Genomic DNA, 26,889 nt, shown 5'->3' with positions numbered 1-26,889 from the left:
GTCAACACTTAAAAAAATAAAGCCTCAGTAACTACTAACTTTACCGGGGCTTTTTATTTATGAATGAACAGGAAATTATACCGCATTTATTCAGAACGGAGTTCAGAAAAATAACCGCCGTTTTATGCAAGACTTTTGGCAATGCATTTCATGGGATTGAAATGGCAGAGGATATAGCCAGTGAAACATTTTTATCGGCCATTGAAACATGGACCTATAAAGGAATTCCGGAAAATCCAACAGCATGGTTATACACAGTTGCAAAAAATAAAGCCAAAAATTATATTAACCGTAACCAACTTTTCGCTGGCAAGATTGCTACGGAACTTAAGCAATCGTCACCAACAACGCACGAAATTGAGATTGACCTGTCGGAAAAAAATATTACCGACAGCCAGTTACTGATGTTGTTTGCCGTTTGCCATCCTTCCATTTCAACAGAAGCCCAAATAGGTTTGGCACTTCGCATTCTCTGCGGATTTGGAATAGACGAAATTGCGAATGCCTTACTAAGCAATAAAGAAACTATTAACAAGCGTTTGTTTAGAGCGAAAGAAAAACTGAGGCTTGAGAATGTAAAAATTGAATTTCCCGGCGAGGCGGAAATTGATAACAGGCTCGACACAGTGTTGACAACTTTGTATTTACTTTTCAGCGAAGGTTATTATTCTGAAAGCAATGATAACATTCTACGCGAAGATCTTTGCATGGAAGCCATGAGATTAACTTACCTGTTAGCTGAAGAAGAACAAACCAATCAACCTAATGTAAATGCGTTGTTGGCGTTAATGTGTTTTCAATCGTCACGATTTGAAGCAAGGAAAAACAGCAATGGCGAAATGATTTTATATGAAGACCAGGACGAGACATTGTGGAATGATGAATTGATCTCTAAAGGTGCTTATTTTCTTCACAAAGCGTCGCAGGGTAATAGACTTTCGAAATATCATTTAGAAGCAAGTATAGCTTATTGGTACACGATTAAAGCTGATACGAAAGAGAAGTGGGAGAATATTTTGCAACTCTTTAACCAGCTATTGCAGATAGAGTATTCACCTGTTGCAGCGCTTAACCGAACGTTTGCCCTTTCAAAGGCTAACGGCAAAGCACAAGCGATTGTAGAAGCGGAAAAATTAAAATTAACCAACAATCACTTTTATTTCACGCTACTCGGGGAACTTTACAAAGGAATAGACGATATAAAGGCGAAAGAAAATTTTGTAAAAGCCCTTTCAATTGCAAAGACGGCGGCTGATAAGAAAGTCATTCAAAAGAAAATAGAAAATTTATGAGACCGGCTTAATAAATAAAGAGGCCGAAACAGAAACTGAATGAAGGTCACGAAAAGTGAAAAGAAAATTTAGAAGTTTAGTTTATATTGTTGACTGATTTATTAACTGTAAAATATAGGGATCATGGAAGATTTTGATGATGACAACGCGATTTATAAAGTTGTTGTAAACCACGAAGAACAATACAGTATCTGGCCATCTGCGAGGGAAAATCCATTAGGCTGGAAGGATGCTGGAAAGGTTGGATCCAAAGAAGAATGTTTGAAATTCATAAAAGAAGTATGGACGGATATGCGACCGTTAAGCCTTCGAAAAAAAATGGAAGAAGATCAGAACAATGGATAAAATATGGGGAATGTCGAACTTTGGTAGTTCAAATAAAAGCCCGCACCCGATTTTGCCGCCCGTTTATTCATAACGTAGTGCTTCAATAGGATCGAGCCTGGATGCATTTCTTGCAGGATAATATCCAAAGAACACACCGGTTATTGCACAAACCATAAACGATAAAAAGATGGATGATTCCGAAACAAGCGTAGGCCATGACAGGAAGTAACTAACCAGGCTAGACGCAGTTATGCCTAATGCTACTCCAATAACACCACCTGTTAAACTTATCAGAATCGCCTCTACAAGGAATTGTAGCAGAATGTCTATTCCCCGTGCACCCATAGCCATACGCAAACCAATTTCTTTGGTACGTTCAGTAACGGAAACATACATAATGTTCATAATGCCAATACCGCCAACAACTAATGAAATACCCGCAATTGCGGCTAAGAGTACCGTTAGTAACTGGCTGGTTGAACTAATGGTGCTGATTAATTCAGCTTGTGTTCGCACAGTGAAGTCATCATCATCAGTGGGTTTCAGCTTATGATCTTTACGAAGGATTTCTGTAATCTCAGCAGTAGCCGTATCCGAACTTTTTTCGTCAAGCGCAGACGCGTAAATCGTTTGAATAAATGTGATGGCCAATATTCTTTTTTGTACGGTAGTATAGGGAGCAAGTATAATATCGTCCTGGTCCTGCCCAAATGTATTCTCACCCTTTGCTGATAACACACCAATTATTTTAAAGGGTATTTTATTAAAGCGTATTACTTTGCCTACCGGGTCTTCGCCCGCGGCGAAGATATTAGTCTTAACTGTTTGACCTATGAGGCAAACTTTTGCAGCAGTCTTAACGTCGTTATCAGTAAATACTACGCCAGATTGCAATGGCCAGTCACGGATGCTGAGGTATTCGGGACTAACGCCCTGCATGGTTGTAGGCCAGTTGAGCGCTCCATTTATCGCCTGCCCGTTGGCTTGTACGGCAGGGGATACGGCAGTAACAAAATGAGCATCCTTGCGAATGGCATCTACATCTTCAACTTTTAAGGTCTGGAGGCCTGCTGCACCAAGCCTGGCACCACCGCCAACGGTTTGGTTACTGCTGGGCCTGATGTTAATCATGTTGGATCCCATGCCAGATAACTGGCTTCTTATACTGGCTTTTGAACCTTCGCCTATTGCAACCATTGTTATTACTGAAGCCACACCAATGATGATGCCCAGCATAGTTAGAAATGCCCTGAGCTTATTGCGAAGTAATGCTCTCCACGCTATTCGTAAAAGGTTTACTGCGTTCATTTTTCTTAGAGTTAATATTCATCGCTCTGCGGCAGTGCGGCCAATTCTTCTTTTGCGGAACGAACGTTTTCATTTTTTGAATCCCTTATCACTTTACCATCTTTTAAAGTAATGGTTCGGTTGCTAAATGCTGCTATATCCGGCTCATGCGTTACAAAAACAATTGTTTTTTTCTGTTGTTGATTTAGCTCCTGTATTAACGACATAATCTCATACGATGTCCGGGTATCCAGATTTCCGGTGGCTTCATCCGCAAGTATCATCACCGGTTCGTTTACCAGCGCTCTTGCTATAGCGACTCGTTGTTGCTGGCCGCCTGACAATTGATTAGGCAAATGATCAAGTCGGTCCTGCAGCCGGACAGCCGTTAATGCTATTTTAGCTCTTTCTTCTCTTTCTTTTGTTGATAATTTAGGATTGTACATAAGGGGCAGTTCTACATTCTCCAGTGCGGAGGTTCTTGCGAGTAAATTATAGGATTGAAAAACGAAACCAATTTTACTATTGCGCAAACCCGCGAGTTCGTTGCGGGAGAGTTGTTTAACGTTCACGGCGTCCAGCAGGTAATCACCATCTGTTGGTTTGTCGAGGCATCCCAATATGTTTAATAAAGTTGTTTTGCCAGAGCCGCTGCTACCCATAATCGTAATAAATTCACCTTCTTCAACCGTGAAGGAAACTCCCTTTAACGCATGTACTGTTTCGCTGCCCATTTTAAAATCACGCTTCAAATTATGAATATCCAAAATTTTATTTGCCATATCTTATCATTTTTTGCAGCTTTATTATCTAAAAATAAAATCATGTAAGCGCCTGCGTTAGTGATTAAATAAACCAGTATAAAGCTGATTACATACTTTTAACTTCTCTTATTAATTAACCCGGGGGACGACCTCCGCCACTTTTTTTAGGAGTTCTTGGCCGCCGCTGAGGCATGAAAGGGCTTTTTTGAGTTTTGCTTTTTAAATCTGCTTTCTTTTCCTGCGTATACCCGGTCACCACTTCATCACTAGAATTCAATCCTGATATTACCTGTACTTGTGTTTCATCGTCCATGCCCGTTTTAATACGCTGCAATACAAGAGCGCTATCTTTTTTCAACCATACGAAGGATGTTTTCATGGAGTCATTGCCGGCACTGCTTCCGGGAGATGCACCAGCACCCCCTTGGCGTGACACTCCTTTTTTACCATTGTGCGACTGTGGTATTCCCTGTATCGTATATTTCTTTGCCAAAATCGAGTCGGGCTGAAAACTGAGCGCCCGGGCTGGTATCAGTAAAACATTATCCAATTCCTTTGTATAGATGGTGATGTTGGCTGTCATACCCGGTTTCAATTTCATCTGGTTGTTTGGCGCATCGATAATCGTCGTGTAGGTAACGACGTTAGATGAAACGCTTGAACGTAGCCTGATATCCTTAACTACCCCTGCAAATGTATCTGAAGGAAAAGCATCAACGGAAAAAATAACCCGTTGTCCCTTGGCTACATTACCTATGTCTGCTTCATCGACTGCAGCTTGCACCTGCATCTTGGTAAGATCTTTTGCAATGCTAAAAAGGGTAGGTGTGTTAAAGCTTGATGCGACTGTTTGACCTTCGCTGATATTTCGCGATAGCACTGTGCCATTGATAGGTGAATAAATTTTTGTAAAGGAAAGGTTTTTTTTCGCCGACATTAACTGCGCAGAAATTCCATTTACATTATCTTTTGCACTGTTATAACCATATAAAGCCGTTTCGAGGTCTGCTTTACTTATAGCGCCCACTGCGTACAATTGACTTTGTCTCTCATAATTGCTTTTTTGATAAACCAGGTTCGATTGAGCAGATTGCAGGTTTGCCATGATCTGGTCTACCTGCGCCTGGAAAATGGATGGGTCAATCTGTGCAAGAAGTTGTCCTTTTTTTACGGTGGAATTAAAATCAGCGTATACGCCTTTGATAGTACCCGAAACTTGTGCACCCACATTAACGGTATCAACAGGTTGAATAGTCCCCGTAGCCGTAACCGAAGTTGAAATCGTTCCGTATTGGGGTGTTTCAACCTGCAGTTGTATTATGGTTTCATCTTCCCTGAATCTCCAATACCAGGTGGCTACGCCAACAGCGGCAATCAATAACACCCACCAGATCCATTTAATTTTTTTCATCTTTTAAAACTTTGTTGTTGACTTCATACTTTATAATGTAACAGGCACGCCCGTGTAAAATGAATAAATCTTGGTATATAAAACGGCGGTGTATTTAGCTTGTGTGTAAGCCTGCAATGCCTGCACATAAAGGTTTTTTTGAAGTTGTAAATCAAGGATGTTTATTGCACCCAATCCCAGTTCAGCTGTTGTGATCTTATAACTTTCTTCATTCGCCTTTAATTGTTCTGTTGCTGCAGCATATTGCGCCAATGCATTTTGAAGATTGATATAAGCTTCCTGCACCTGTTGATTTAATATAGTTTCCGTATTGATCAGCGAAAGTGATGCCTGCTGGATTTGTATCTGCGCTTTCGCAATATTTGTTTTATTAACGCGCCTGCTATAAATAGGTATTCCTAACGTAACTCCAAGCGATTGATAAAAATTATTATTCAATTGCGAACCATATTTGTAATTCTGATTGCCTGAATAGTTTGTAGCCAATCCGGCTCCGACACTAACGGTTGGCCTGGCCGCAGCTTTTATCAGTTCGAGATTTGTTTTCGCAAGTTGAATACCCAGCTCACTATTTTTTACTTCGGGCCGTTCATTTTGCGCTGCTGATTGTGCCGAGTCAAGGGCGGGATATAATTGATCTACTATAATAGTATCCGGCACATTTATGTTTAGCTCGTATGCGGATGGTAACTGCAAAATTTGCTTGAGTGTTACCACATTTAAACGGTAACTGTTGTTGGCATTTACGAGGTTATATTGGTCGGTTGCCACCTGTGCCTGTAGTTGTACAAAGTCCTTTCTTGATAGCGCTCCGGCATCAAAACGCTGCTGACCTTGTTTAAGCTGCTCCTGGGATGTGTTAAGTATTTCTTTCAGGTAAGTGATATTTTCACCTGCAAGCAATATATTAAGATATGCCTGCGTAATGCTTAACGTGATATCATTTTCCGTTTCCTGTACATTAAGATTTGAAGATTGTAGGGCAAGCTGGTTGTATTTTATGTTGTTTTTGAGATAGCCACCGTTATAAAGCGTGAGAGAAGAGCTTAAACCATAACTGCTTGAAAAATTAGTATTCGGTTGAAAAATGCCCGTAGTTATATTTTGCGTTTTCCCATTCAACAATGATTGTGATACCGTTCCTGAAAGATTGGGCAAAACTGCAGCTTTCGCTTGTTGTACATCTTCTTCAGCAGAATTTGTATTAAGGCGCAAAGAGTTAATTTGAATATTATTTTGTTTAGCATATTTTATGCATTCTTCCAAACTCCATTTTGCCGGTAAATGCATAAGGGTTGTATCCTGCGCAAACAAAGAAAAGGGTAGAGGAAAAAGCAATAAACTGGTTATTGTAATGATCTTTTTCATGTAAATACGCTCTATCAGTTATTTTACTGTTCGATAAAATATCACTTAATGGGATGTCAAAAAATAAAATTCCCTTCGCCCAAAATATATTTTTACGTACTTTTTCACGGAAGCAAATAATATTTGGTGGACTGCTTTTCAAATGATATTGATTCCAAAGAGTAGGGAAAGCCGCGTCATATTTCTGAAGACCAACACATTTTGTACCAATAAAGGTGTCAGTGAATCAGTTGACGTTTAGAGATTCATCGGAGCTTTCCAAAAAGTATGGTCAATTTAGAAAAGTGACAAATGCTTCGTTCATTTTACTTTGAGAGGCTGCGTCCACTAATGCGAGTAACAAAAACTGTAAAATTCAGGCATTCGGAAAATTTGTAAAAAGTAACATTTCGGCAAAAAGATACAATAGTCCCTGCAAAAGATGTTTGTTTGGCGATTCTATCGGGCGTTAATTTAGCGCCTTGCTATAAAATATTAATTTTCAACCGGCGTTTTATACCTGGCAAATATTATCAAACATTTAATTAAATACTTATTCAGTGGCATTATTTTTAATAACTTGTAGGGTAACTCAAGTGCTGGTATTTTGATAGTGTAGATGCCTGATAATCAAAAGTAAATCTGTAAAAACAATATATCATGAAAAAAATAATCGATCTTAAAGACCTGCTGAAACATGAAATACTTGACTTGTACTCGGCGGAAGAACAAATTATTGATGCCCTGCCCGACATGATTGAAAAAGCAAATGATGCGGGATTAAAGGAATCATTAAGCAATTATCTCAACGTTTCTAAAATACATAAAGACCGTCTTGATTCAATAAAAAAATCTTTAATGGGTAATGAGGAAGAAACAAATGACGGATTTTTTTCCAGCCTTTTTGGTGGAAGTAATAGTGTTACATCCCGGGGAGTAGAAGGATTAGTTAAAGAAGCCGGCAAGATTATGAATGAAGATATGACGACCGAGGCAATGGATGCTGCCATAATCGCCTCCGTACAAAAGATGGGACATTATGAAATAGCAGGATATGGTACTGTCAGAGCTTATGCATCTGAATTGAAGCTTGATTCCATCGCAATTGAACTGGGAAAAACCCTTTTTGAAGTGTATGAGGCAGATCGGTCATTGACAAAATTGGCCGTGGGCCAGGTAAATCCTGATGCAGAAAATGCAATAGGTAGTCACGAAGAGGAGGGAGCAATGGAGGATGATTATGACAGGTTAACCAATTCCATATCAATTATGAGTTCTTCTGACCCAGAAGCGGACGATTAAACTGATCGTATACTAAACAAGTGAATTACCAGGTGTAAAGACAAATTGTTTTTCATTATAAATCCATATTGGCATTTAACGCCGCCCACGTAATTGTTCCGTTCACAAGCTTCAAGGTGTAGTGGTAAATGCAATAACCCTCATGTTTGTATATGTGAAAGGAATTTTTTTCTAAAATTTCCGGAGCTATCGATCTTGCAAATTATTATTGATGCTAAAAGAAAGCCTCAACGCAAACCATAATTTATTTTTTTGCCAATTGCATTTAGGGGTCTGAATAATTGACTTAATTTTAGTTTCTCAACCAGAAAATATTTTTGCAGATGGACAAGATACCAAAGCCCGCTCCTGGTTATCCCACTTTTTTTCAACAATACATGGACAACGTACCCAATGATGGGCGCCTCGTTAAACATCTAACAGATATTATGATAGAAACAGAGAAACTGGTTTCGTCTCTTTCTGAAAATCAACTAAGATATAAATATCGGGAAGACAAATGGACAATTAAAGATATCCTTGTTCATCTCTGCGACTGTGAAAGAATATTTATCTACCGGGCAACAAGAATTGCAAGAGGCGATAATACTGATTTACCCGGGTTTGACGAAAAGCTTTTTGCTTTAAATGCAAATGCGAATAGCCGGTCCGTTAGTAGTATCATAAAGGAGCTAAACGCGTTTAGATTCTCCAGTATTATTTTTATTGAAACACTTGATGACGAAGCGCTGAACAGATCGGGTACGGCTAACGGTTATCCCACTAGCGTAAAGTTGCTGGTGAATCACATTTATGGGCATCACAGGCACCATTTGAATATTATTCGTGAACGATATCTTCAGTAGATTGCCGATTTCGAACTCGTAGTTTTACGATTTGCACAGTATTTTCATTACACCTTTAATTGGGCAATAGTGCGCTTGTACACTATTTGGGAGTGTATATCTTTGTATCAGAAATTAATTGGTATTTAAAAGATATTAATTAAAACATCCAATCCCTTTGAAAAGATCTTCATCCAATTATCTTTAGAGAACTTTTTATCTTCCAATTCCTGTAGATTACCACGTTATTCCGGTGAAAAATAGCCATTGAAAAACAGCAACCTTTTTATCCTTTTGTAAATTACCTACCCCCGGATTTTAAAATATTAAGCTCGCATTAAAATGTGGGCTTTATTTTTTTGTAATATCATTATCTCAACTTTTTGCGTTTATACCGGTAATAACAGATAAGATTTTCCGGAATAAGGAAATCTATCGTTGCTCAATTAATTTTTAAAGCTTGAAGAAAGAAATATTAGTGCTTGCGTTTTCTTCTATTGTTTTTATACTTCGTGCCCAAACAAAAAGAGAATTCAAATCACCTACTGTTATAACAGGGAGAGTTGTTGACTCCTCGTCGGGACGACCTCTCGACTACGCAACTATTTCTGTCTATTTAACATCTAATAAAAAGCCGGTAAACGGCAGTACAACTGATTCCCTCGGCAGGTTCGTAGTGAACGATTTGAAAAATGGAAGCTTTAAAATTGTGATTGAATACATAGGTTATAAAAGCTATACTATAAACAATCTATTAATAAACGAACAAAATTTTGATGTCAACTTAAAAACTATTTTCCTGGGTAAAAAAACGGGTTTGTTAAAAACGGTTACTGTTAACGGTCCCGGGAAGATAATAGAAAATAAAATTGATAAGGTTGTTTTTAATGCGGAGAATGATCTCACTTCACAGGGCGGAGTGGCAACTGATATTTTAAAAAAGTTCCCCAGGTATCTGTTGATGTTGATGGTAATGTAGAATTGGCCGGCAGTTCAAGCATTCGCTTCCTTATTGATGGTAAACCATCCTCTATTTTTGGTAACAATATTACAGACGTGTTGGAATCCATACCGGCAAGCCAGATAAAAAGTATTGAAGTGGTAACTAACCCCGGCGCTAGATATGACGCACAGGGACTAGGCGGCATTATCAATATCATTCTAAAGAAGAATACCGCCGAAGGCGTTAATGGTAATCTCTCCTTAACCGGGAGTACCCGCCAGGAAAATGGCTCTTTCAATTTCAATGCAAGAAAGAATAATTTCGAAATAAACGCTTATCTAAGCGGCGGCGTGAGATTAAATGCGAATACGCCAACTACCTATGATCGCTTCTCAAAAAATTCTTCTAATGGCACAACCGATGTCTTACACCAGGATGGAAGTTCCCGGTTAAATCGTCATGGTATCGAAACGGGGATTGGATTCGATTGGACTTATAGACAAAAGAATATTTTTTCGGGTTCTCTAAATTACAACTCGCTGGGGCATACCGGCAATGGGTTGATAAATCAAACCCAGACTACCTACAATGATGCTGCAGGAAATATTGTTGAAGACATTGCGGCAATTAATAACACAGGTAGTGCTTTCAGGTTTCATAATGTTGATGCCAGTCTTGAGTACAAAAGAACTTTCGATAAAGAAGATCGCGAACTGGACGTAAGCGTAAACAGCAGCTTAGGATATAATTTCGCCACGGCAAATAATGATCAGTATATGTTACCGTCAGATTCGCTTATCTATGGAACCAGTAGTAACAATCCAGGCACAGAAAATGAAGCAGAATTTAATATTGATTATACCGAGCCGCTTTCAAAAAATATTATCCTTGGTTCAGGTGGCAAAATCAGCTTTAACGACATTAACAGCAACTCTGATGTATTAAGTTTTCAGCCTGCGGTTAAAAAATACTTCTTTGACAGTTCTTTATCTGGCAATGTAGAATATCATCAAAAAGTGTATGCTGCGTATTGCGAATTAAGTTTTCCGGTCGGTCGGCTATTTGACGTAAAAACAGGAGGCAGGTACGAACGCACTAATATCAGTGCATTCTATTCGGATGCTCTGCAGCAACCTGGTTCAACGGGCTATAATACATTTGTCCCATCGCTTTTTTTAATGAAAAAACTAAACGATGATGAGAATTTAAAACTTAGTTATTCGAATCGAATTGAACGACCCGATTACAGGGACTTAAATCCATTTATAAATACAAGCGATCCCAAAAATATTACCAGTGGAAATTTATTTCTTACACCTGAAATTGGAAACCGATATGAAATAGGCTATAATAAAGATTTAGGTAAAAATGGTTCGTTTTCAATTACTGTTTTCTACCGGACTAGTAATCATGCTATCCAGAATTATATAATCTACTATCCGTCTTTAAAGATCGGCGACTCAACGTATACAAATGTTTCGGTGAGTACCAGGGAAAATATCGGGCTTGAAAGAAATGTTGGACTGAGCCTGTTTTTTAATCTTAACGTAACCGGTAAATTAAATGTAAGAACCAACTTGTTCGCCTTTTACCGGCACACCATGAACGTAATTGACTCCGGTTATAATTCCAACAGTTTTAATTATCGTTTAAATATGAACGTCAGTTATAGGTTTACAAGTGAATTCGCCGGCGAATTTTTCGGAAATTTCAATTCAGCCCGTAACGAAGCGCAAGGGCGTTATCCTTCTTTCATAAACTACAGTGTTGCGCTTAGGAAACAAATCTGGAAAAAGAAAGGGAGCATTGCTTTAACGGCAGTTAACCCATTCAATGAATATATCAATAGACAAACATCTCTGTTTGGTCCTGGGTTCACGGTCTCCAACCTTCAAAGAATCCCATACAGATCGATCGGTATTAACTTCACCTGGAAGTTTGGTAACCTGCAATTTAAAAAACCTAAGGCCGATGAATCCATTAATTTGAACCCACCCACGGATTAGTTCGGTTATCATTTCAAACGCAAACGTTACCATTAAATTTCTTACGGGATTAATATATTCGCAGCTTTATTTTCTCGTGCGTTTACTTGCATGAAGTGCGTAGTTATACGACTACAACAGTAATTTCAGTAGGGCTATAATTAGGCAGTAATGCTCTTGTTTCGGGTATGCTGGTAGTATATCTTTGTTCCAGAAGTTGATTGATGTTCAACAGACATTAATCAAAAATCCAAATCCATTGAAATGACTATTCCCAATCCAGGAAAAACCAAAAAAAATCCGATGTCAGTCAACTTCTTATTTTTTTATCCAATACCTGTAATAACCAAATATCCAAAGAAAACTGACCAAGAGGTCTGATCCAATTTATCCTTGTAAAACATCTACCCCTGGAATTAAAATTATTCCTTTAAAGAGCCCGCAAAAAACTTGCGGGTTTTTTACTTAAGTAAGGTGATAGAACAACAAGAACAAAATACAAAAGTGAATTCTTTTGGCTTTCCGCAATTATTTTAAAAACGCCTGGTTAATTCGCCTTATAAATGAAGTCAGCAATAATTTTTTCAACCTCAGCTCTTTGTAACTACACAGACTAGACGCAGCCAGCAGCTATATTTATTAAGTTTGACAAAGCGCTATTCTGCCGATGCATTTGAAGAATTCATGTCCCTTAAACTTTATTTTGCTTAAAACGATATTGGTAGGATTTTTTTACTTTACAGCAAAATGGTAATGCCCCGAGCCAACATGCAAAACAACATATCCGTCTTCGGTACTCACAACTTTTATATCCTTTACGGAATTGACAGGCGAGGCATTCTCTGAAACTAAATCTGCACTATTTGCAGGAACATAAATTGTTGCAGTGGTGTTAACAGGAATTTCAACATCCATGTCCAAAGTGTTAGTTTCTTTTTTCCATGCGCTGCTGACTTTGCCATAGTAAGTAATAAGACTCGCAGATACGTTTGTAAAATTACCGCCGATGTGTGGCTTTATTTTTATGTGTTTATAACCAGGGCCATCTTCATAAGTATCAATACCGGCCATTGAACGATACATCCAATCGCCGATGGCACCATAAGAATAATGATTGAACGAATTCATTCCGGGCGTCTCAAATGTACTGTCAGGTTTTATGCCATCCCATCTTTCCCATATAGTTGTAGCACCCATCTTTACAGGATACAACCATGAGGGATATGTTGTTTGTAACAACAGTTTATAAGCGATGCTATCATACCCATAGCGTGAGAGTACATGACATAAATATGGAGTACCGAGAAATCCAGTAGTTAAATGATTATTATAACTTATGACATTATCTGCAAGTCGTGCGGCCGCTTGTTTTCTTAAAGCTTCTGGCAACATGTCAAAATTTAAAGCAAGTACATAAGCTGTTTGCGTGCCCGAAACAAGACGTCCGTTAGGAGTCATGTACTCCTTCAAAAAAGCGTCTTTTATTTTATGTAGTAAATCGGTATAGGTTGAAACATCATCACCCTTCCCCAACACTTTGGCAGCATTAATCAACAACTGGGTTGAATGCGCATAAAAGCATTGTGCTATCAAATATTTATCTGTAACAGCTGCTCTTCCGTCGTTATCATCTTCCGGCCTGTAAAATAACCAATCACCAAAATGAAACCCGGTGTTCCATAAATCATTGTTGCTTTTTCTATGCATGTATTCAACCCATGCTTTCATGCTGCTGTATTGATCTTCGAGAATTCTTTTATCGCCATAGGCTAAATACACATTCCAGGGAACAATCGTTGCAACATCGGCCCAGCCTGTAGACCCGGCGTCATGCGGCCCTAACACGTTTGGAATAACAAATGGAACAGATCCGTCTATTTGATCGGCCGCTATATCCTTGGCCCACTTGGCAAAAAAATTCTCCACGTTCATATTAAAGGTTGCCGTCCTGGAAAATACCTGGGCATCTCCTGTCCATCCCAGACGCTCATCACGTTGCGGACAATCTGTTGGAACATCCAAAAAATTACCTTTTTGTCCCCATTGAATATTATGCTGCAATTGATTGATGAGTGGATTGGAGGTAGTAAAGGTTCCAGTCGGTTCCATATCTGAATAGATGGCAACAGCAGTGAAATCTTCAGGCTTTATTTCACCAGGATAACCCTCCACTTTTATGTACCGGAAACCATGCCATGTGAAATGCGGCTCAAACATTTCTTCTCCTTTTCCGGTTAAAATATATTTATCCTGTGACATAGCCGCACGAAGGTTGGCGGTATAAAAATATCCCTCTTTATCCAGGACTTCTGCGTGAGAAATAGTCACTGTGTCTCCTGCGTTGCCTTTAACTTTTACCTGAACCCATCCCACGAGATTTTGTCCAAAATCAATAACAGTTTTACCCGCCGGTGTTTTGAAAATACGAACCGGCTTAAATGTTTCATGTTTTTTTACCGGCTCATTTTGTGTTGCCAATAAATTGTCTTTCGAATAATCTGCTACAATGACGTCACTCCATTTTGCCTCGTCGTAACCAGGTAAGTTCCAGCCGGTTTTTTCATCACGTGCGTCTACGGTCTCTCCGTTATATATTTCATCGTATCGTATTTCGCCGGTCGAAGATTTCCAGGTATCATCTGTTATTACGGTACTTCTTGATCCATCACCATAAGTTATGTTTATCTGCAACAGCAAAGCAATGTCTTTGCCATACACGTTGATATGATTGCTAAAGCCAATGATACCACGGTACCATCCATTGCCTAATGTTACACCTATTGCATTCGCTCCGCTTTTAATAAGATTAGTAACGTCGTACGCCTGGTATTGCAAACGGCTTTTATAACTGGTCCATCCGGGAGTTAAATAAGCATCTCCAATGCGTTGCCCGTTGATTGTTGCTTCGTAAAAACCGTGAGACGTAATGTAAGCAGTAGCTGAAATAATTTTTTTATTAATAGAAAAGTCTTTTCTGAAAAGAGGAGAGGGCCGCAAAATAGAATCTTCAATATAACCCGGCTGTATCCATTTTGCTTTCCAGTCTGATGTACTTAATAAACCCATTTGCCAAAATGACGGCGAACTCCATGGCGAGGTTTTGCCCATGTTATCCCAGGTGCGGACCTGCCAGTAATATTTTTTATTTGATTGTAACTCACTTCCCTTGTAACTAACATGTACCGATGAGTCTGACAAAACTTTACCTGAACCCCAAATTAAATTTTTATTTTTCAGAAGATCCCTAAATTTATCACTTACCCTGATCTCGTATGCCGTTTGCATAACATTTCTTTTGCCGGATATAAGTTGCCAGGTAAATCTCGGCGTTGTCACATCAATACCAATGGGATTAACTTTATTTTCGACTAAGAGATTTTGCGCCGAAAGACAGACTGGCATTGTGGTAGAACACAAGATTATAAGGGCTAATAACAGGTTTTTTTTTGTCATTATGGTTTAATTAGAAAAAGTATTGTTTGCTAAAGTATTATAAATAAGAAAGGGAGAAAGCAATCGGAAATAAAATTATTTCATTTAATAAAGCTAAATTTATCTGCAACGGCCTAATCGAAAGGTTTTAATTTTTTCAAAGGCGCCAATAAAAAGTGTTAACATTTTCTATTTTTATGTTGATAATTTTTAACAGTTAGCATGAGTTTAGAAACATAGTTACGCGTAAATTTATTACATGGAAGACGAATACATAACATTACAAACCATTTTCGATATCGTAAAAAATGATGCACATCCCCAGACTTATTTATGCAGTGCACGGGAAATCATTTTGCGACAGTTCTGTGGATGGGATGTTATACAGAGGCATTTACAACTATTGGCTGAAAGAGAATTTGTTGTTGTAAAGCAACTTGATAAAATTGCCATTTCAATTACACAAAGCGGTATCGATAAAGTTAAATCCGGAGCTTCACATCATGAATCGCTTTTTGGTATACCCACTAACATAACAGAAGTATAGAGCCTGGTCCATTGATTCAATCCGTTGGGTTGATGTATTCAACTTGATCCGCCTCTTATCAGCTATTGATATACATGAGAAAAAGAAGGCCCAAACCTTCCAATATTGTAACTAATAAAATTCCTTTTAAAGCTTCTTTTTCTTCGTTTTTATTTTGCATTAGCGTATTTTATTGGCGAAGTTAATATACCTACTTCAATAGCCCAAAGTTAATTCGTGTAACTTATATTCCCGAAAGCAGATTCAAAAAAACAGAATTTTGAATTCTTTATTGATTAACCATTCATTACAAAGACATTTGGGTGACCTATCATATGCATTTTTATAATCTCAGATAACTGTACTCGCATCGCATTCTGAGACTATATTTTCACGCCACGCTACACGCAAATAATACGGGATATCGTTAATATCGTTGTGATCCTTATACCCCAAATGGATAAGTCTCCGGTACCAGGTGCCCATCGGGCTCAATATGCAAAGGATGCAATGCCATTGTTTCATCCAGGTAAATGAATGCATCGTACCGCAACGGCACAATCGTTGGCACATAATTTCCGTATTGTTCATAAACAGGATTATACACCACGCCGATGGCACGGTGGCCAAGATGATTTTCCATAAGCATATCGTTATTGGCAAAATCATGCATTAATAATAATTTATTTTCTTTACCGGATTTATGCAATAAATATTCCCAACTTCCCTTTGCAGCTTCGGGAACACTCATCGATTGCATTGGGGCGCCCCAACTGCGGCCGGCCATAACCGTACCGGTATAAGAACCAAAACCAACCAATACAACACCTTTATCATGGAGTTCCAACCTTGCCAGTTCACCGATATTGTACATACCTTCATCTGCCATATCGGTTGCCCTTGCATCGCCTATATGCGTGTTGTGTTCCCACACAATTGCTTTCGAATTTTGTCCATGAAATTCTAATAAGCGTGTAAGCGTATCCGTCATATGGCGGTCACGCACATTCCAGCTATGCGGACCACCTTTAATCATAGCACGGTAATACTTTTCAGCATTCACAGTTATCAAGGCATTTTGTTCAGCGCTAAAAACATTTTCATGATCGGTATTATAAGTCGGCAATTTCTCCCGTATCTCCTTTAACAAATGCACCACTTCATTCTCGCATATTTCGGGAACAAATTGCGAGGCTCTTGCATACGATTGCCCTTCCTCTTTCCGGTAGGGTTCAAAACAGGAAAATGCTTCCTCCGCAACCTTTAGCGCAGCAGGATCTGTTTTTCTTAAGTACTGCATAATACTCTCCATACTCTCCCAAAGGCTGTAAACATCGAGGCCGTACACGCCTGCTTTTTTGTTGGCGGGTAATCCGGCATTATGTTGTTGCAACCAATCTGCGAGCGCAACTATTTCCCAATTGGCCCACATCCACGTAGGCCAGCGATTAAAAGCATGCAATACTTTAAAAGCGCTTTTGTTGTCAATATCGTAACCCTTTACAAAACGATTCAGGCGGTAACAATCGGGCCAATCGCCCTCGACCGCAATGAAATTAAATCCCTTTTCCTCAATTAATTTTTTGGTAATGTGCGACCGCCAGGTATAATATTCATGCGTGCCGTGGCTGGCTTCGCCCAACATCACAATCCTCGAATCTCCTATGTATTCGAACAAAGGGTTTAAATCATTTTTGCTTTGCAGGGGATAAGCCCATTGTTTTATAGAGCCGGTTATTTCTTCTTCATTTAACGATGGCTCTTTTGTAAAATAATGTCGCATGATTTTACTTTTTAATTGCTGCGAAAATTGATTGAATTACCGACTGGAGCACCAAATATAACAGGCGGTAAAACCCTATGTAAAGCAAATTCATATATTAATAAATTTCAATGAGTACAATCAGAAATATTACTGATTCGAATCATGGCTGCCGGGCTGTGGTAATGGTAAATTTGTTGCAACTAAAAAGAGTATTATGGAAAACAATAATCAAACTATCAGCACGCTTCATAACCTGCTGGATTATGATGCCCGTAATTTCGTTGTTGCAGAAATACAACTTGAGAAAAATCTGCACGGTTGGATAAACAGCGCTTCTTCTTTGCAACTTAAGAATGTGCTACAGAAATACCTTGGCTTTGTACAGCAGCACATACCTGCGATGAATGAGTTTTATGAAAATGAGAAAATAGATTCTGTAAGCATTTCAAACCGGATCATGCAGGCTTTTATTGATGAGACGAATGAAAAACTCTCGACATGCCAGGATCTGCAGGTAAAAGATGCCTGTTTATTAGCGTGCATCCAGGCAATTAATCACTACAAAATAAGCGCCTATGGAACGGCAGCCGCATTTGCTTACACGTTAGAAATGGAAGATAAGGGAGGTATATTTCATCAGGCTGAAATAAATGAAAAACAAATAGACGACCGCTTGTCTCAATTGGCTGAACATGAAATAAACGCCAGGGCCAAAGCGCCAATAGTTTTGCCCTGATAAAACTCAGGCTATGGAAGAGGTTTTGCATATTCCCGTAGATATTCCTGTAAGGAATATAAAATTGCCGGGGGAACTAATCATCCCAAACGGTGCAAAATCAATTATTGTTTTCTCTCACGGAAGTGGTAGTAGCAGGTTTAGCAGCCGAAACAAGATGGTAGCGCAATACTTGCATACGAAGAAATTTGCAACCCTATTGTTTGATCTGTTAACTATTGAGGAAGATAAAAACTATAATAACAGGTTTAATATAGACTTAATTACAACCAGATTAGCCGGTGCGACTGAGTGGCTGGAACGAGTTCCTGCTGCTATAAGAGACTTTCGTATCGGCTATTTTGGTGCCAGCACCGGTGCTGCATCTGCATTAAAAGCGGCATCGTCTGTACCCAATATTGCCGCCGTAGTTTCCCGTGGTGGCCGGCCGGATTTAGTCATGAAAGATTTACCAAATGTAAAAGCTCCCACCCTGTTAATTGTTGGCAGTTTAGATTATGACGTACTCCAATTAAACAGGCAAGCTTACTCGCAACTAAAGTGTGAAAAGAAACTGGAAGTGGTTGAAGGCGCTACACACTTGTTTGAAGAGCCTGGTAAAATGGACATCGTATCGGAATTGGCTGGTAGCTGGTTTGAACAGTATTTAATGCCTGTTAACGTGTGATTTAAATTCTTGTTGACAACATGGGTTGAGTGCAAGTAATTTAAAAATTTAAGAAAAGACTTGAAACATGATTGTTGTAAACTTTAAATGCCTAATGAAATGTTTACTAACAGAATTGAAGCCGGAATATTGCTGGCAGCTAAACTAAAAAAATATAAAGATGAGCCGGGAATTGTTTTGGCTGTTCCGCGTGGTGGCGTGCCCGTTGCCTATGCGGTTGCGGGCGAATTAGATTTTCCTGTAGAAGTTGTTTTGACAAAGAAGATTGGACATCCAATGAATAAGGAGTATGCGATAGGTGCCGCAAGCCTTACCGATTATTTTGTAGAGCCACATGAAAATGTTTCTGATTCTTACATACAACAGGAGTTAATCCGCGTCCGCAAAAGGCTTCGTGAAATGTATGTAAAGTTTATGGGCGAAGAAAAACCTGCAAGCCTGGAAGGCAAAACCGTAATTGTTATTGATGATGGAATTGCAACCGGTAATACCATTTTAAGCACCATACAGGTATTAAGAAAAAGCAAGCCGGGTAAAATTATTATTGCCGTTCCTGTAGCTGCGCAAAGCGCCGTTGACAGGATATCAAGAGTGGCCGACGAGGTAATTACCGTTATCACTCCATCTGTTTTTCACGGGGTAGGCGCATTTTATAAAGACTTTAGCCAGGTAAGTGACGAAGAAGTAATTTTTTACCTCAATAGACTGAAAGAATTTCAGAAAGCAGGTTAATTCCTTTACGTCCTTTACGTTCGTGTTTCAACAAAGCTGTAACACTACGCTCACTACCATCCAAACTGTTTCTGATAATTGACTTCCATTATCGATGGAGTTGGCTTTTTCTTATTAAATAAATTTTTTCACTTTTAAAATTAGTAACAATGAAAACAGATTCTCAAATTCAAAAAGATGTGATGGCCCAGTTAAAATGGGAGCCATTTTTAAATGCTTCTGAAATTGGCGTGGCTGTTAAAAATGGAATCGTTACGCTATCAGGTCAAGTTGATTCCTATCTAAAAAAAATCGCTGCTGAAGATGCCGCTAAAAAAATTACAGGTGTGAAAGCCATTGCAGAAGACATCCAGATAGGCGTATCGCCGGCTGATAAGAAAACAGATACTGAAATAGCCGAAGCGGTTGTAAACGCACTGAAATGGCATACTGCCGTGCAGGAAGAGAAAATTAAAATTAAGGTTGAAAACGGGTTGGTAAGACTTGAAGGCGAAGTAGAATGGGAATATCAAAAAACAAATGCAAAATCAGCAGTAGCAAATTTAGCCGGGGTTCTTGGTGTAATTAATTTAATAGTTGTAAAACCTAAACTCGTTTCTTCTGCTATTGAGAAAAGGATTAACGAGGCTTTTCACAGAAGCGCAACCATTGACTCATCAAAAATAACGGCTGACGTTAGTGGAACCCGCGTCATTCTTCGTGGAAAGGTTCGCTCCTACACAGAAAAAGAAGATGCCGAAAATGCAGCATGGAATGCGCCGGGGGTTACAAGTGTGACAAATAATCTGGAAATAGAAGTACCGGAATATGAGCTTGACTACTAAGTGAAGCCGAAATCTGAATTTGGTATACCTAATATTTACAGGGGTACTGTTTAAGTTTTTAGGCAGTACCCTGTAATATGAATTAAGAAGCTACAGAAAAAATCATGGTATAAGAATGCGCCAGGAATATAGAAGCATTAATTGTTTATCACAAGAAGGAAACTGCTTCATTAAGCTCTTCAAAAAATTCTATCTTGTTTTTTTGTAAAAGAGCTTTTGCTGTTTCCGTCATCTCACCTCCTAATAATACAGGTAATACTTTAGTCTTGAATTTTTCATCAATAAAAATCCGGCTTATTTTTTCTGTGTCGGTCATAAACTGTGGCGTAACAATTACGTAAATGGCATCAGCGCTAAAGTCATCTGCTATTTGCAACGCTTTCAAATATCTTTCATAGCCTGCGTCTCCTATAATATCAACAGGATTATTTTTTGACCAATGGGGTGGCAGTACTTCACTTAGTTTGTTAGTTTCTTCAGGAGTTAACTGGTATAGCTTATCATTAACGAGGTCGCTCATAATAGTTCCGGCGCCACCGGCATTGGTGATAATTAATACTTTTTCAAAATGATGCGGATATAAAAGTCCATTAACATCCTCCAAAATCTTAGCTCCTGCACTCCTTGCCAGGTCCACGAACATTTCATAATTGCCGGCCATGTTACCCGTGTGTGAAAAAGCTGCCCTCCTGGCCACCTCACTCTTCCCCGCCTTAAATATTTTTACTAATGATTTTGTTTTGCGAATAGGCCGCAGCAAATTTTTTCCGTTAGCAATTCCTTCAACATATAAATTTAGCGGATTAATGCCCCCGTAAGAATTGATGAGATCACCAAAATCTATATCGGCCATATTTCCTACAGAAATAACATTTTCAAAGCCTATATTTTTTTCTGCGGCCCTATCCATCAGTTCTGCCACAATTGCGCCCGATTGTGAAAACAAATTCACATTGCCGTTTTTAATATCGCCTGTGCCAAAAGTAAGGTTGAGGCCATTGACGAAAATTCCGAGGCAATTGGGTCCGATAATATTCAGATTGTGGGTAGCTGCCAATTCAGTTAGGAAACTTTCATCTTTGCCGGCTTCCTTAAAACCCGCAGTAATTATGATGATATTTTTTACCTGCCTGGTTACCAGTTGTTCAATAGTTTCTTTGATTGCCGCTACGGGTATTGCAATAACTGCAGTATCAATCAAGGGCAGGTCCCCGATACATTTGTACACTTTCTTACCGAACAGTGTATCAATACCTGGGTTTACAAATAAAACTTCAGAATAGTTTGCAGCATTTTTAGCAAGGGCATAGCCAACTTTTTCAGGATGGTTGCTTACCCCTATAATTGCGATTTTCGCCGGCGTAAAAATCTCCGGCAAATATTTAATTGGTTTCTTGGTTATAACAGCAGGCTTTTCCAATAAGCGTGCATCCACAACCGTTAGAGTGTCTCCGTGCAATATTACGGGATTGAGATCCATCTCTCTTACATCAAGCTGTTGGAGTTTTTTTATGAAATCCACGATAACATTGATGTTATATTTCTTTCCTCTGAAGCCCTTTGTAAAAAGAATTGAGATTTTAGTCTGCGTAATTGCTTTTATTATTTCTGCGTCATTTGCCTCGCTGTCTATAAAACAAATGTCTTTAAAAAGCTCGGTGAAAATTCCTCCCGCTCCAAAAACAATTACTCTTTCAAATACGGGATCGTTCATTATTCCGAAAAACAATTCAATTCCGGAATACATCCGGGTCACTAAGAATTTATCTTTCTCATCCAGCTCGATTCCATTCATCCGGAGATTTGAAAGAATTGTTTCTTTCGCAACTTTTAAGTCCTCCTTATCATTCAGGTTGATGGCTACTGCGCCAAATTCACTCTTGTGAATTACTTTAGGCGATTGTATTTTTAAGGCCGCTGGATAAAAGTCTGATACCGGTTCTTCATTAATCCCAAAAATCTTATGCTCGGCTATATGAATCTTCTTTTCTTCTAACCATTCATAGATGTTATTTTCCAGCATTGTGATGAAGTTTCGTTACGTATGTTGTTTTATAAAAAATAGAATCATGGCCCATTAACTGAAGTTTCTTTAGCTACCGCTAATTTTATAAATTTCAATGTTCAACCAATAATGTTTTATGATATTGGTTATACTGTGCATTGATTGTTGTCAACCCGCGAGAAGTGGTTTAATTCACTACACTCAAAGTCTTGCTACAACGTATAATAAACTTGCACCCAAAATAGTCATAAAAGTTGTCCATAATTTTGGATATTGTTGCTGACTTTGAGGCAATAAATCACTTGCGCCGATATACAAGAAAAAACCTGCAAATAGCGCCAACACGATACCGAATGATGACTCAGTCGGCCTGAAAAAAAAAGTTGATAAAATGCCGAGCACCGGCGCTGCCGCATCAATCAGCAGCCATTTAAACGCTGAGCGACTATTGGCCTTATCAATTATTAGAACACCGACTGTATTAATTCCATCAGAAAAATCGTGAGCCACCACTGCTATCGCAATCGCAATACCGATTGATGTAGAAATTTGAAATGCCCAACCTATCGCAATGCCATCCAGAAAACTATGTATTGATAAACTTCCTGCTCCTAATTTGCCCTTTAAACTAGCACGCTCTTCTTTCTCGTGCGAATGTAAAACTGCCAAACGATCAAGGATCATGTAAACGAAAAAACCGACGGCCGCAATAGATGTGATTTTATCAACACCATATTTGCTGCCACTAAGCAACTGGGCCTCGGGAAACAAATCAAAAAATACAACGCCAAGCACAGCGCCAGCGCTAAATCCCAATATAAGGTGAAGCTTGTCTTTAAAACGTAATGCAAATAACCCGCCTGCCAGGGTTGAAAGAAATGTAATAATGCAGATTAATAAAATCAACATGAAAAAATATTAATAGTTGATTGGAGTTTTTTAAATTGTCGCGTTCCCATTAATCTATTACAAGCACTGCTGCCCCGTGAATATTCCCATTTCTTAAGTCGCTCAATGCCTTATTTGCATCCGTAAGTTTATAAGTTGTCACTTCCGTTTTAACCGGCACACCTTGTGCTATAGCTAAAAATTCATTGCCATCTTTTCGTGTAAGATTAGCAACAGAATGAATGGATCTTTCTTCCCACAAAATATTGTAAGGGAAGGAGGGAATATCGCTCATATGAATGCCACCGCAAACCACGATTCCGCCTTTATCCACATCTTGCAATGCCTTTGGCACAAGGCTTCCCGCCGGAGCAAATATAATAGCGGCATCTAATTTTTCAGGAGGCATTTCAGACGAGCCACCTGCCCATGCAGCCCCAAGTTTCAAAGCAAATTGCCGGGCACCAATATCACTGTCACGTGTAAACGCAAATATTCTTTTACCCTGGGAAAGGGCCACCTGTATTAGAATATGAGCTGCAGCCCCAAATCCGTAAATACCAATGTTAATAGCATCTTTATTAATCATACTATACGACCGGTAACTAATAAGCCCGGCACATAAAAGCGGAGCACCTGAAGGATTATTATACATTGGTGGAATCGGAAAACAATATTGTTCACTGGCCACTGTGTATTCGGCGTAACCGCCATCGATAGTATAGCCGGTAAAGCCCGCAAATTCGCAAAGATTCTCCTGGCCCCTTACGCAATATTTGCATTTGCCGCAAGTATAGCCCAACCATGGAACACCAACAATATCACCTTCTTTTAAATGGATAACTGAACTGCCTTTTTTAACTACTGTACCAATAATTTCATGGCCAGGAATTAAAGGAAGTTTGGGTTGCGCAAGTTCTCCATCTATGATGTGGAGATCGGTTCTGCAAACCCCGCATGCTGTTAATTTAATTAATACCTCGCCGGCGGAGACAGGCGGCAATGGAATCTTTTTCAGCACCAAAAGTTTTCGGGGTTCTTCTAATACCATTGCATTCATCGTGGCGGGAAGTTGCATAATAAAAATTCGGTTAAATACTAATTTTAATTTTTGCAAAATGGCTGAACAACCAATCAATTATTTGTCCTCATAAAAATCTTTCACCCATGCTGCTATTTGATTTTCGGTCATACTATCAATTGCCTCACCGCTCTTGGTAATAAATGATTGTAAAGATTTATTCACCAGAAATTTTGCAAACTCTGTTTTCATTTAACATGCTAATTTATATTGAGAAATTTTTCAAAAGGAACGGAACCGGCCTAAACCAGCTCCGTTTTTAATCCCACCCTATTTGTTTTATACAATTTAATTAAGTGTACAATGGTTTCTCAATATTTAATACAAAATACCATATTCCCATATCATATTTAATGAATACAATCATTGATTCTCTTGATACATATCATTTATACTGCGAATATTTAAGGTCAACTTTATTTGATGATTGAAGAAGAAAATCGCAAATCTGATTCTCAGGACCAACCTTCTCCCCGGCGCGGTCTTAAATCGTGGTGGCTTTATCTTCCGGCACTTGCACTTTTGTGGCTTTTCATGTTAATGAATCGTTCAAACGGCGAAAAAGAAATTACGTGGCAGCAGTTTGAAAAAGACATGATTGCCAGGAAAGCTGTTGAAAGAATAGTTGTTATAAACAATGAAAAAGCTGAAATATATATCAAGAGTTCTATGGTGAACGATTCAATTTTTAGTAAAGTGCTTAAGCCTGTATCGGGAAAAAGCATCAATCCCGGTCCACAATATTTCATAACCATTGGTTCTGTGGAAACTTTTGATCGTAAACTGGATGAGGCAGAAAAGAACCTTCCGCTCGATGAAAAAATACCTGTCACCTACACAAGAACCTCCAACTGGTTTTGGAATATTACGACATGGCTGCTGCCATTGATTTTGTTAATTGCTTTTTGGAATTTTTTAATAAGAGGAAGAGGTGGAATGGGTTTGGGTTCCGGTAATTCGTCAGTTTTTAATTTTGGAAAATCTACGGCCACATTAATTGAGAAGCAACAAAGTTCTGTAACTTTTGATGACGTGGCGGGGCTGGCCGAAGCAGAAATGGAAGTGAAAGAAATAGTGGACTTCCTCAAAAATCCAAATGCATTTACCCGATTGGGGGCCAAGATTCCAAAAGGAATTATTTTAGTTGGTTTACCGGGAACAGGTAAGACATTGCTTGCGAAGGCCGTTGCGGGCGAAGCTAAGGTTCCCTTCTTTTCTATTTCGGGTTCGGAGTTTGTTGAAATGTTTGTAGGCGTGGGTGCATCACGGGTGCGTGACCTGTTTAAGCAGGCAAAAGAAAAAGCCCCGTGCATTATTTTTATTGATGAGATAGACGCAATAGGCAGGTCACGCGGAAAGGGAGCATTCATGTCTGGCTCAAATGATGAAAGAGAAAGTACCCTCAATCAATTACTCACCGAAATGGATGGGTTTGGTACCAATAACGGTGTGATTGTATTAGCCGCTACCAACAGGGCAGACATGCTCGATCCTGCGTTACTCAGGCCAGGCAGATTCGACAGGCATATTTATCTCGAGCTTCCAAATCTAAAAGAAAGAGAAGAAATATTTAGAGTTCATCTGCGCCGGATTGTATATGACAATACGATTGACCTTGGTTTTTTAGCCGCCCAAACTCCTGGTTTTTCAGGAGCAGATATTGCGAATATTTGCAATGAGGCAGCATTAATAGCTGCACGCGGAGGAAAAGATAAAGTAGGACGCCAGGATTTTTTGGATGCTATTGACAGAATAGTTGCCGGCCTTGAACGAAAAGGGAAAATCATTTCGCCGGCCGAGAAGAAGATCATCGCTTATCATGAAGCCGGCCATGCCGTGGTAAGTTGGTTGCTGAAGCAAGTTGATCCCTTGGTAAAAGTTTCCATTATTCCACGGGGAAAATCTTTGGGCGCTGCAATGTATCTGCCCGAAGAAAAGCAATTACACAGCGAATCTTATTTTAAAGAACATCTGTGCGCAACTTTGGGCGGAAGAGCGGCTGAACAAATAGTGTTCGGAGAAATATCTTCCGGTGCGTTAGACGACCTGGAGAAAGTAACCAAAGAAGCTTACATGATGGTAACATTTTTTGGGTTCAACAAAAAAATCGGCAATGTAAGTTTTTATGATTCTACCGGGCAAAAAGATATGAGTATTCAAAAACCCTATAGCGAAGAAACCGGCAAACTCATAGACGAAGAAGTACGTGGGCTCGTAGCTAACGCCTACGAACACTCGAAGGAAATTCTTGAGCACAATAAAGAATCACTAAAAAAAGTTGCAGAATTGCTTTTAGATAAGGAAGTGATTTATAAGGAAGACATGGAACGGATTTTGGGAAGCAGAAATGTAGAGACAGTGACAGCCGACACAACCTCCCAAAAAATAATTTCACCGCCTGAAATGGCGCAGAGTTAACAATAATGAAAAAGATTTTTGAAAAACATTAATTCCAGGCTTTTGAAATTTAATTGTTGTGGTTTCGTGCGGAGGGCTTTTTAAAAAATGTATGCAACGCAGTCCAAATATTTTTTTTGAAAATTAAATATCCCGAACTAATAATTCATGGTTCGGTTGTTTTGTATCTCGACAAAATATCTCCCTGACAGCAAAAAATTGGAACACATATTTCAATAGCAAAGATTCGAACTCTTGCACAATTGACGTGACTAACAGGGTATTCGAATCTTTCAAGACAATAGTTATTGACGAATGTGATTATATTGGGCAAACCATTCAGGCAGGTTGTTC

Annotated in this window: 22 protein-coding genes; 12 read left to right on the top strand and 10 right to left on the bottom strand. The window is 39.1% G+C overall.

What is annotated here, in order from left to right:
- Positions 1-59 precede the first annotated feature (59 nt).
- Positions 60-1,292 carry an RNA polymerase sigma factor gene (locus ACO1O5_RS13190; RefSeq protein WP_486270929.1) on the top strand — a complete coding sequence of 411 codons (1,233 nt, stop codon included), beginning with the start codon at positions 60-62 and terminating at the stop codon, positions 1,290-1,292.
- 123 nt (positions 1,293-1,415) lie between these two features.
- Positions 1,416-1,637 (top strand): MbtH family protein, encoded by a 222-nt coding sequence (locus ACO1O5_RS13185; RefSeq protein ID WP_486270927.1) that lies wholly within the window; start codon positions 1,416-1,418, stop codon positions 1,635-1,637.
- Between the two features lie 63 nt (positions 1,638-1,700).
- Here the strand turns inward: ACO1O5_RS13185 and ACO1O5_RS13180 are convergent, their stop codons facing one another.
- From ACO1O5_RS13180 to ACO1O5_RS13165, 4 genes are all read right to left on the bottom strand, one after another.
- The gene (locus ACO1O5_RS13180) at positions 1,701-2,927 is read right to left on the bottom strand and encodes an ABC transporter permease (protein WP_486270925.1); all 1,227 of its coding nucleotides are present in this window, start codon (positions 2,925-2,927) and stop codon (positions 1,701-1,703) included.
- An 11-nt stretch (positions 2,928-2,938) separates the two neighbouring features.
- Positions 2,939-3,688: an ABC transporter ATP-binding protein gene (locus ACO1O5_RS13175; RefSeq protein ID WP_486270923.1), complete on the bottom strand. Its 750-nt coding sequence runs from the start codon at positions 3,686-3,688 to the stop codon at positions 2,939-2,941.
- 115 nt (positions 3,689-3,803) lie between these two features.
- Positions 3,804-5,081: an efflux RND transporter periplasmic adaptor subunit gene (locus ACO1O5_RS13170; protein WP_486270921.1), complete on the bottom strand. Its 1,278-nt coding sequence runs from the start codon at positions 5,079-5,081 to the stop codon at positions 3,804-3,806.
- Between the two features lie 30 nt (positions 5,082-5,111).
- Positions 5,112-6,449: a TolC family protein gene (locus ACO1O5_RS13165; RefSeq protein WP_486270919.1), complete on the bottom strand. Its 1,338-nt coding sequence runs from the start codon at positions 6,447-6,449 to the stop codon at positions 5,112-5,114.
- A 639-nt stretch (positions 6,450-7,088) separates the two neighbouring features.
- On the opposite strand from ACO1O5_RS13165, the gene ACO1O5_RS13160 reads away from it, so the two are divergent.
- The 4 genes from ACO1O5_RS13160 to ACO1O5_RS13145 all read left to right on the top strand — a co-directional run bounded on the left by ACO1O5_RS13160 (position 7,089) and on the right by ACO1O5_RS13145 (position 11,503).
- Entirely contained in the window at positions 7,089-7,730 is a 642-nt protein-coding gene (locus ACO1O5_RS13160) for a DUF892 family protein (protein WP_486270917.1), read from the top strand.
- A gap of 323 nt (positions 7,731-8,053) precedes the next feature.
- Positions 8,054-8,575 carry a DinB family protein gene (locus ACO1O5_RS13155; protein ID WP_486270916.1) on the top strand — a complete coding sequence of 174 codons (522 nt, stop codon included), beginning with the start codon at positions 8,054-8,056 and terminating at the stop codon, positions 8,573-8,575.
- Between the two features lie 439 nt (positions 8,576-9,014).
- Complete coding sequence (locus tag ACO1O5_RS13150) at positions 9,015-9,533, top strand: carboxypeptidase regulatory-like domain-containing protein (protein ID WP_486270914.1); 519 nt, start codon at positions 9,015-9,017, stop codon at positions 9,531-9,533.
- Between the two features lie 2 nt (positions 9,534-9,535).
- A complete protein-coding gene (locus ACO1O5_RS13145; protein WP_486270912.1) occupies positions 9,536-11,503 on the top strand; it encodes a TonB-dependent receptor domain-containing protein in 1,968 nt (655 codons plus the stop codon).
- A gap of 711 nt (positions 11,504-12,214) precedes the next feature.
- Here the strand turns inward: ACO1O5_RS13145 and ACO1O5_RS13140 are convergent.
- Positions 12,215-14,884: a family 78 glycoside hydrolase catalytic domain gene (locus ACO1O5_RS13140; protein ID WP_486270911.1), complete on the bottom strand. Its 2,670-nt coding sequence runs from the start codon at positions 14,882-14,884 to the stop codon at positions 12,215-12,217.
- A 289-nt stretch (positions 14,885-15,173) separates the two neighbouring features.
- Between ACO1O5_RS13140 and ACO1O5_RS13135 the strand changes: the two genes are divergently transcribed.
- Positions 15,174-15,461: a hypothetical protein gene (locus ACO1O5_RS13135; RefSeq protein ID WP_486270909.1), complete on the top strand. Its 288-nt coding sequence runs from the start codon at positions 15,174-15,176 to the stop codon at positions 15,459-15,461.
- Positions 15,462-15,885: 424 nt separating this feature from the next.
- Here the strand turns inward: ACO1O5_RS13135 and ACO1O5_RS13130 are convergent, their stop codons facing one another.
- Complete coding sequence (locus tag ACO1O5_RS13130; RefSeq protein ID WP_486270908.1) at positions 15,886-17,223, bottom strand: erythromycin esterase family protein; 1,338 nt, start codon at positions 17,221-17,223, stop codon at positions 15,886-15,888.
- A gap of 196 nt (positions 17,224-17,419) precedes the next feature.
- Between ACO1O5_RS13130 and ACO1O5_RS13125 the strand changes: the two genes are divergently transcribed.
- From ACO1O5_RS13125 to ACO1O5_RS13110, 4 genes are all read left to right on the top strand, one after another.
- Positions 17,420-17,941: a YciE/YciF ferroxidase family protein gene (locus ACO1O5_RS13125; protein WP_486270906.1), complete on the top strand. Its 522-nt coding sequence runs from the start codon at positions 17,420-17,422 to the stop codon at positions 17,939-17,941.
- A gap of 13 nt (positions 17,942-17,954) precedes the next feature.
- The gene (locus ACO1O5_RS13120; protein WP_486270904.1) at positions 17,955-18,608 is read left to right on the top strand and encodes a dienelactone hydrolase family protein; all 654 of its coding nucleotides are present in this window, start codon (positions 17,955-17,957) and stop codon (positions 18,606-18,608) included.
- 99 nt (positions 18,609-18,707) lie between these two features.
- Positions 18,708-19,340, top strand: a complete 633-nt coding sequence (locus ACO1O5_RS13115; protein WP_486270902.1) for a phosphoribosyltransferase — start codon at positions 18,708-18,710, stop codon at positions 19,338-19,340.
- A gap of 149 nt (positions 19,341-19,489) precedes the next feature.
- Positions 19,490-20,164 carry a BON domain-containing protein gene (locus ACO1O5_RS13110; protein ID WP_486270901.1) on the top strand — a complete coding sequence of 225 codons (675 nt, stop codon included), beginning with the start codon at positions 19,490-19,492 and terminating at the stop codon, positions 20,162-20,164.
- A gap of 148 nt (positions 20,165-20,312) precedes the next feature.
- On the opposite strand, the gene ACO1O5_RS13105 is transcribed toward ACO1O5_RS13110, so the two are convergent.
- From ACO1O5_RS13105 to ACO1O5_RS13090, 4 genes are all read right to left on the bottom strand, one after another.
- Entirely contained in the window at positions 20,313-22,187 is a 1,875-nt protein-coding gene (locus ACO1O5_RS13105; RefSeq protein ID WP_486270899.1) for an acetate--CoA ligase family protein, read from the bottom strand.
- 183 nt (positions 22,188-22,370) lie between these two features.
- Positions 22,371-23,078, bottom strand: a complete 708-nt coding sequence (locus ACO1O5_RS13100) for a ZIP family metal transporter (RefSeq protein ID WP_486270897.1) — start codon at positions 23,076-23,078, stop codon at positions 22,371-22,373.
- Positions 23,079-23,127: 49 nt separating this feature from the next.
- Positions 23,128-24,135 carry a zinc-dependent alcohol dehydrogenase family protein gene (locus ACO1O5_RS13095; RefSeq protein WP_486270895.1) on the bottom strand — a complete coding sequence of 336 codons (1,008 nt, stop codon included), beginning with the start codon at positions 24,133-24,135 and terminating at the stop codon, positions 23,128-23,130.
- 60 nt (positions 24,136-24,195) lie between these two features.
- Positions 24,196-24,330, bottom strand: a complete 135-nt coding sequence (locus tag ACO1O5_RS13090) for a hypothetical protein (RefSeq protein WP_486270893.1) — start codon at positions 24,328-24,330, stop codon at positions 24,196-24,198.
- A gap of 231 nt (positions 24,331-24,561) precedes the next feature.
- Between ACO1O5_RS13090 and ftsH the strand changes: the two genes are divergently transcribed.
- Complete coding sequence (gene ftsH / locus ACO1O5_RS13085) at positions 24,562-26,556, top strand: ATP-dependent zinc metalloprotease FtsH (protein WP_486270892.1); 1,995 nt, start codon at positions 24,562-24,564, stop codon at positions 26,554-26,556.
- Positions 26,557-26,889 lie beyond the last annotated feature (333 nt).

This window comes from Ginsengibacter sp. (assembly GCF_057362405.1).
Note: the sequence above shows the minus strand (reverse complement) of the source record. Positions and strands in the feature narration are given on the sequence as shown.

Bases quoted from the DNA above. Each gene is read 5' to 3' on its own strand.
- ACO1O5_RS13190 (WP_486270929.1), top strand. From the start codon at position 60: ATGAATGAACAGGAAATTATACCGCATTTATTCAGAACGGAGTTCAGA.
- ACO1O5_RS13185 (WP_486270927.1), top strand. From the start codon at position 1,416: ATGGAAGATTTTGATGATGACAACGCGATTTATAAAGTTGTTGTAAAC.
- ACO1O5_RS13180 (WP_486270925.1), bottom strand. From the start codon at position 2,927: ATGAACGCAGTAAACCTTTTACGAATAGCGTGGAGAGCATTACTTCGC.
- ACO1O5_RS13175 (WP_486270923.1), bottom strand. From the start codon at position 3,688: ATGGCAAATAAAATTTTGGATATTCATAATTTGAAGCGTGATTTTAAA.
- ACO1O5_RS13170 (WP_486270921.1), bottom strand. From the start codon at position 5,081: ATGAAAAAAATTAAATGGATCTGGTGGGTGTTATTGATTGCCGCTGTT.
- ACO1O5_RS13165 (WP_486270919.1), bottom strand. From the start codon at position 6,449: ATGAAAAAGATCATTACAATAACCAGTTTATTGCTTTTTCCTCTACCC.
- ACO1O5_RS13160 (WP_486270917.1), top strand. From the start codon at position 7,089: ATGAAAAAAATAATCGATCTTAAAGACCTGCTGAAACATGAAATACTT.
- ACO1O5_RS13155 (WP_486270916.1), top strand. From the start codon at position 8,054: ATGGACAAGATACCAAAGCCCGCTCCTGGTTATCCCACTTTTTTTCAA.
- ACO1O5_RS13140 (WP_486270911.1), bottom strand. From the start codon at position 14,884: ATGCCAGTCTGTCTTTCGGCGCAAAATCTCTTAGTCGAAAATAAAGTT.
- ACO1O5_RS13135 (WP_486270909.1), top strand. From the start codon at position 15,174: ATGGAAGACGAATACATAACATTACAAACCATTTTCGATATCGTAAAA.
- ACO1O5_RS13130 (WP_486270908.1), bottom strand. From the start codon at position 17,223: ATGCGACATTATTTTACAAAAGAGCCATCGTTAAATGAAGAAGAAATA.
- ACO1O5_RS13125 (WP_486270906.1), top strand. From the start codon at position 17,420: ATGGAAAACAATAATCAAACTATCAGCACGCTTCATAACCTGCTGGAT.
- ACO1O5_RS13120 (WP_486270904.1), top strand. From the start codon at position 17,955: ATGGAAGAGGTTTTGCATATTCCCGTAGATATTCCTGTAAGGAATATA.
- ACO1O5_RS13115 (WP_486270902.1), top strand. From the start codon at position 18,708: ATGTTTACTAACAGAATTGAAGCCGGAATATTGCTGGCAGCTAAACTA.
- ACO1O5_RS13110 (WP_486270901.1), top strand. From the start codon at position 19,490: ATGAAAACAGATTCTCAAATTCAAAAAGATGTGATGGCCCAGTTAAAA.
- ACO1O5_RS13105 (WP_486270899.1), bottom strand. From the start codon at position 22,187: ATGCTGGAAAATAACATCTATGAATGGTTAGAAGAAAAGAAGATTCAT.
- ACO1O5_RS13100 (WP_486270897.1), bottom strand. From the start codon at position 23,078: ATGTTGATTTTATTAATCTGCATTATTACATTTCTTTCAACCCTGGCA.
- ACO1O5_RS13095 (WP_486270895.1), bottom strand. From the start codon at position 24,135: ATGCAACTTCCCGCCACGATGAATGCAATGGTATTAGAAGAACCCCGA.
- ACO1O5_RS13090 (WP_486270893.1), bottom strand. From the start codon at position 24,330: ATGAAAACAGAGTTTGCAAAATTTCTGGTGAATAAATCTTTACAATCA.
- ftsH (WP_486270892.1), top strand. From the start codon at position 24,562: ATGATTGAAGAAGAAAATCGCAAATCTGATTCTCAGGACCAACCTTCT.